This window comes from Methylobacterium sp. WL103, assembly GCF_008039885.1.
Lineage (GTDB): Bacteria > Pseudomonadota > Alphaproteobacteria > Rhizobiales > Beijerinckiaceae > Methylobacterium > Methylobacterium cerastii.
Genome location: NZ_VRUX01000292.1, coordinates 1 through 5,176, shown reverse-complemented (window position 1 = coordinate 5,176; position 5,176 = coordinate 1). Strand labels below are relative to the sequence as shown.

Here is a 5,176-nt window from a genome sequence, read left to right as displayed (position 1 = left end):
CGCGGCCGCACCGCCGGCGCCGATGCCGTCGCGGGCTTGCGCCCCCGGTGCGACTGCCACGAGGCTCCCGGCGACGAGAGCAACGGAAAGATATCGGATCATGGTTCGTCCCCTCTGGGTCTGTCGTGGCCGCAATGTCCGGCCAGATCGTAAACGAAATGCGAACGCCGCGGGCTTCGCCGCCTGCCACGAAGATCACATTCGTGTTGGGCCTCGGATCGTTCGATAGAACAAACTTGCTTTGAGGCAAATCTTCGGCGCGCGCCCTCGGCCACCACTCACACCCGCGCGAGGCGCAGCGACAGCGGCCAGCGCACGGTGCGAAGCTGTTCGCCCGGCCCCCATGATGCCGCGAGCGCTTCATGGAAAGCGTCGACGGGCCCGCGACCGATCGCCTTCTCCAGCCCACGCAGGGCCGACCACGTCTCGACGTAACCGATCAGGTCGGCAAGAGACCACGCCACCGTGATTGCGAGGTCCGGTGCGGCGATTTCCGCGAACGAGAAGGGCAGCGATCGGTAGCCGTCCTCGACGTGTCGGCGCTCGGGCGGCCAGTACGGCCCGACCACGTCGTCGTAGAAGTGTCGGACTGCTCCATCCGGTTCGCCCTCGACGTGCAGGATGCCGTAGCTGACCAGCGCCAGCACCGCGCCCGGCCGGGCGATGCGGCGGACCTCGTCGTAGAACGCATCGAGGTCGAGCCAGTGGGCCGCCTGCGCTACGGTGATCAGGTCGGCGCTCGACGCCGTCAAGCCGCTCCGCTCGGCCGGCGCGGTGCGGTACGTGACACGGGGATACGGCGTCGCGTTCGCGATCTGCGCGGCGCTGGCATCGGTGGCGACGACGTCGCCGAAATGCGCGGCGAGCTGCGTCGAGAGCTGCCCGGTGCCGCAGGCGGCGTCGAACGCCAGCCCACGTCCGGGCGCGGCCTCGGCGAGGAACGCCGCGAGGGCCGCCGGATAGGTCGGCCGGTGGGCCGCGTAGGCGGCCGCCTGCGACGAGAAGTGGTCCTTGAACGTCGGGTCCATCGTCGCCGCCTCGTCGTCGCCTGTCGCCGGATCAGGGTAGCCCTGCCAGCGGTTTCGAAGAAGCCGCCGCTTGACGGCGCCGGTCATTCCGGCTGCAACCGGGCCGAACCGCAACGGAAGGGACCGAGATGGCGACACGAGGCTTCGTCGGCCGGCGCAGTCCGGAGGAGACGCAGAAGCGGCTTCCGCCGGGACAGCACCGCGTCGAGGATTTCCCGATCCTCCAGATCGGGCCGAACCCGACGATCGACCTTGCGACGTGGCGCTTCACCCTTCGCGAGGGCGCCAAGCCGCTGAATTCCTGGAGTTGGGACGAATTCCAGGCGCTTCCGCGCACCGCCTGGCAGGGCGACATCCACTGCGTCACCAAATGGTCGAAGTTCGACACCGGTTGGGAGGGCGTGAGCTTCGACGACGTGCTCGCCGACGCCGGCATCGCGGCGCCGACGGATTTCCTGCTCGCCGAGGGCTACGACGACTATTCCACCAACGTCCCCGTCGCCGACCTCGCCGGCGGACGGGCGATGATCGCGACGCATTACGAGGGCGCGCCGATCGAGCCGGACCACGGCGGCCCGGCCCGCTTGTTCGTGCCGCACCTCTACCTGTGGAAGAGCGCGAAATGGCTGAAGGGCCTGCGCTTTACCAAGAAGGACGAGGCCGGCTTCTGGGAGATGCGCGGCTACCACATGTACGGCGACCCTTGGCGTGAGCAGCGCTACACCAGTGATTGAGGCGCCCGACTTCCGCTGGCGACAGGCGGTGATCACGGCGATCGCGCCGGTCACCGCGCGGGTGAAGAGCTTTCGCATGCGCACCGAGATCGCCGACGCCTACAGGCCGGGCCAGCATGTCGACGTGCGCCTCACCGCCGAGGACGGCTACCGCGCGCAGCGCAGCTACTCGATCGCCTCGGCGCCGGACGGCTCGGCAACGATCGAGCTGATGATCGAGGGATTGGAGGGCGGCGAGGTCTCGGGCTTCTTCCACGAGATCGCCGAGGTCGGCGACGCGATCGAGCTGCGCGGGCCGATCGGCGGCGCGTTCTCCTGGGGGCCGGCCGACGGCGGGCCGCTGCTGCTCGTCGGCGGTGGCTCCGGCGTGGTGCCGCTCCTAGCCATGCTGCGCCACCGGGGGGCGGTGGCACCGGAGATCCCGGCTCTTCTGCTCTACTCGGCGCGGACCCGCGGCGATGCGATCGCGCTCGACGAGATCGAGGCGCGCGCCGGCACCGAGCCGGGCCTGTCGCTGATCTTCACCGCGACCCGCTCGGGCGGACGGCGGATCGATGCGGCGACGGTAGCGGAAGCGCTCACGACGCTCGGCCACCCGACCCGCGTCTTCATCTGCGGCGCCACGCCGTTCGTGGGCACGGCCGCGACGCTGCTGGTCGAGGCCGGCGTCGCCCCGGGGCTGATCCGCACCGAGCGGTTCGGCGGTTAGCAGTTCGCTCTACGGATTCTCTCGACGCGACGCCGGCCGTCAGGACCGCCTGATCTGCTTGCGCCGCTTGATGTCGGGGCTCGAGGCGCCGCAGGTCGGCAGGCTCTCCACCGACCCGTGGACCGCGGACGTGGTCGCCGAGAGGTCGTGGTAGCAGACGCAGCCTTCGGCGAAATAGTGGTGCACGAGCGCCTTGCGCGACCGGGTGACGTCGTTGCGCGGCGAGCCCCCGTGCAGGAGGTTCGCGTGCCAGAACAGCACGTCGCCCTTGCGCGCGATGAAGCGCCGGGGCGCGATGCCGTGCTCGGCGATCGTGTGCTTGATCGCCGGCTCGTAGCGCTCTGCGTAGGCCGCGTAGCCCCTGTCGCGGAAGTCGTCGGTCGAGATGCCGACGTCGTGGCTGAACACGTAAGGCAGGCGATGGCTGCCGGGATAGTAGACCAGCGGCCCCGAATCGTCGTGGATGTCCTCCATCGCGACCCAGCAGGCGGCGAGGTAGCCGAGCGGGTAGGTCGTCATGTGGATCGAATCCGAATGTTCGGATTGCTGGCTCCCCTTGTGGGAGGCGATGGTCTGGAACGGGATCGCTCGACGCCCCAGCACCATGCTGCTGAAGTTGAACAGCACCGGGTGCTCGAGCAGCGTATCGAGTTCCTCGACCTTGAGGTGCGGGTTGAGGTAGCGGCCGGGATGGGGGTCGTCGTCGGCAGCCTTCTCCGGCGCGAGCGTGATCTCACCCTGCGCGATGGCGGCTTCGTAGGCGGCCCAGGCGGCGTCGATCGTGTCCGGATCGACCGCGCCGCGGGCGACGTAATACCCGTTCTCGGCCCAGAACCGGCACATCTCGGCCTGCTTCGGTGTCAGCTCGCCCCGATCGAGGCGCCGCGCGATCGTCTCGGCGGCGTCCGGCCGGTCGAGCCAGGGCGAAGGCCCGGATTCGGGGAAGTTCTCCGAGCGGAACACCTTGATGCAGCCGATGTCGACAGGGACGTCGGCGTCCACGACGTTGGGCGCTCCGGGTCGCGAGACGGGAAGGTGCGCCGGCGGCTCGCTTCCGAGCGTGTCGCTCCGTCCACCGGCTAAGCCTCGGGCCGCGTTCGCCCAGGTCCGAACCTTGCCCGCTACGCTCGCACGCGTCATCGATCCGCTCCGCCCACCGCGCCGATATCAGAGGCTATCGATTTCGACATTGGATTTGGGTGATACTGAGGCCGTCGATCCAAGGCCGTTTGCAATGTCCGCGCCTGCGCGGGTCGGCTTGGATTGGTACGGCCGAAGCCGCCCCTTGCCGTGATGTCTTCGATAGTCTCAAGGCCTAGCTCCGTGAAATCCAAGAAATTTCGGCGTTAGGCTGCAGCCGACGGCAAGGCTCACGGGCTGAAGATCAGCACCAGGTAGACGAAGAACACGATCAGGTGCACCGCCCCCTCCAGCACCGTGGTCCGCAGGCCCGAGAAGGTCAGCGTGCTGAGGATCAGGGTCACGGCGAGCAGCGTCATCTCGGTCGGCTTGAGGCCGAGGACCACCGTCTGGCCGGTGAGCAGGCCGACGGCGAGCACCGCCGGCACGGTGAGGCCGATGGTCGAGGTCGCCGCACCGAGACACAGGTTGATCGCGCGTTGCAGTTCGTTGCGGGCGACGGCCTTCAGCGCCGAAATCGCCTCGGGCGTGAACACGATCGCCGCGATCAGCACGCCCGACAGCGCGGACGGCGCGCCCAGCGCCGCGATGCCGTGGTCGAGGATCGTCGCGAGGCTCTTGGAGAGCAAGACGATCGGCAGGATGTTGGCGACGAGCAGCACCGTGTGCCGGACGATGCTGCCGGCCGGCGCCTTGGTGCGTCGCTCCGGCTCCGCGACGGACCGGCTGCCTTCCGCGCCGGAACCATCTTGGAAGAAGTCGCTGTGCCGCCCGGTCTGGATCAGGAGGAACACCGCGTAGAGCGCCAGGGTGAAGCCCGAGAACGTCACCGCCTGCAGCGTGGTCAAGGTGCCGTCGCGGGTCGAGGTGGTGAAGTTCGGGATGATCAGCGCCAGGGTCGAGAGCGGGATGATCACCGACAGGAAGGCCGACGCCCCTTGCAGGTTGTAGCTCTGCTGGTGGTGCCGCAGGCCGCCGACCAGGAGCCCGAGGCCGACGACCCCGTTGAGGACGATCATCAGCACCGCGAACATCGTGTCGCGACCGAGGGTCGGCGCGTCCTTCGCGCCGAGCATCACCGCTGAGACGAGCGCCACCTCGATCACGACGATGGAGAGCGTCAGCACCAGGGTGCCCAGCGGCTCACCCAGGATGTCGGCCAGCTCCTCCGCCTCGTGCACCACACCGAAGGCACACCAGAAGATCGCGACGAGCAGCCACGCGAACAGGGCGAGGGCGAACAGCGGCGACGTCAGGTCGCCGAGCCACGCCTTACCGAACCACGCGAAGGCGCCAACCGTCGCCCACACCACCGCCAACCGCGCCGTTCCCATCGATCGTCCGATCCATCCGCCCCTGCGACGATGCTTAGGCGATCGGGATGGATTGCGCACACGCAACCGCCCCATGCGGGCCGGGACGTGGCGGAAATCCCAGGAAGCCGCTAGAGGGTATGGCTTCGCAACCCGAGTCGAGACCGGTGAGCCTGACAGAGAGCCGCGCCCAGCGTCGGTTCTGACGGGACGGACGGTCGTGAAAGCCCCGTACCGTGCCGTTTCCCACCC

The 5,176-nt window shown here is 68.8% G+C and carries 5 protein-coding genes; 2 read left to right on the top strand and 3 right to left on the bottom strand.

The window, feature by feature from the left end; translation table 11 throughout:
• Window positions 1-278: 278 nt before the first annotated feature.
• The gene (locus FV222_RS16590; protein ID WP_246685504.1) at window positions 279-1,115 is read right to left on the bottom strand and encodes a class I SAM-dependent methyltransferase; all 837 of its coding nucleotides are present in this window, start codon (window positions 1,113-1,115) and stop codon (window positions 279-281) included.
• A gap of 41 nt (window positions 1,116-1,156) precedes the next feature.
• Between FV222_RS16590 and FV222_RS16585 the strand changes: the two genes are divergently transcribed.
• Together FV222_RS16585 and FV222_RS16580 are read left to right on the top strand one after the other, a co-directional pair.
• Window positions 1,157-1,762 carry a sulfite oxidase-like oxidoreductase gene (locus FV222_RS16585; protein WP_147815153.1) on the top strand — a complete coding sequence of 202 codons (606 nt, stop codon included), beginning with the start codon at window positions 1,157-1,159 and terminating at the stop codon, window positions 1,760-1,762.
• Complete coding sequence (locus FV222_RS16580; protein WP_246685503.1) at window positions 1,755-2,471, top strand: FAD-binding oxidoreductase; 717 nt, start codon at window positions 1,755-1,757, stop codon at window positions 2,469-2,471. Before FV222_RS16585 ends, FV222_RS16580 begins: the two co-directional genes overlap by 8 nt.
• A 39-nt stretch (window positions 2,472-2,510) precedes the next feature.
• Here FV222_RS16580 and FV222_RS16575 read toward each other — a convergent pair whose 3' ends face one another.
• Together FV222_RS16575 and FV222_RS16570 are read right to left on the bottom strand one after the other, a co-directional pair.
• On the bottom strand, window positions 2,511-3,473 hold the full coding sequence (locus FV222_RS16575) for a phytanoyl-CoA dioxygenase family protein (protein ID WP_246685502.1): 963 nt from the start codon (window positions 3,471-3,473) through the stop codon (window positions 2,511-2,513).
• 368 nt (window positions 3,474-3,841) lie between these two features.
• Window positions 3,842-4,945 carry a calcium:proton antiporter gene (locus FV222_RS16570; RefSeq protein ID WP_147815149.1) on the bottom strand — a complete coding sequence of 368 codons (1,104 nt, stop codon included), beginning with the start codon at window positions 4,943-4,945 and terminating at the stop codon, window positions 3,842-3,844.
• Window positions 4,946-5,176: the final 231 nt, after the last annotated feature.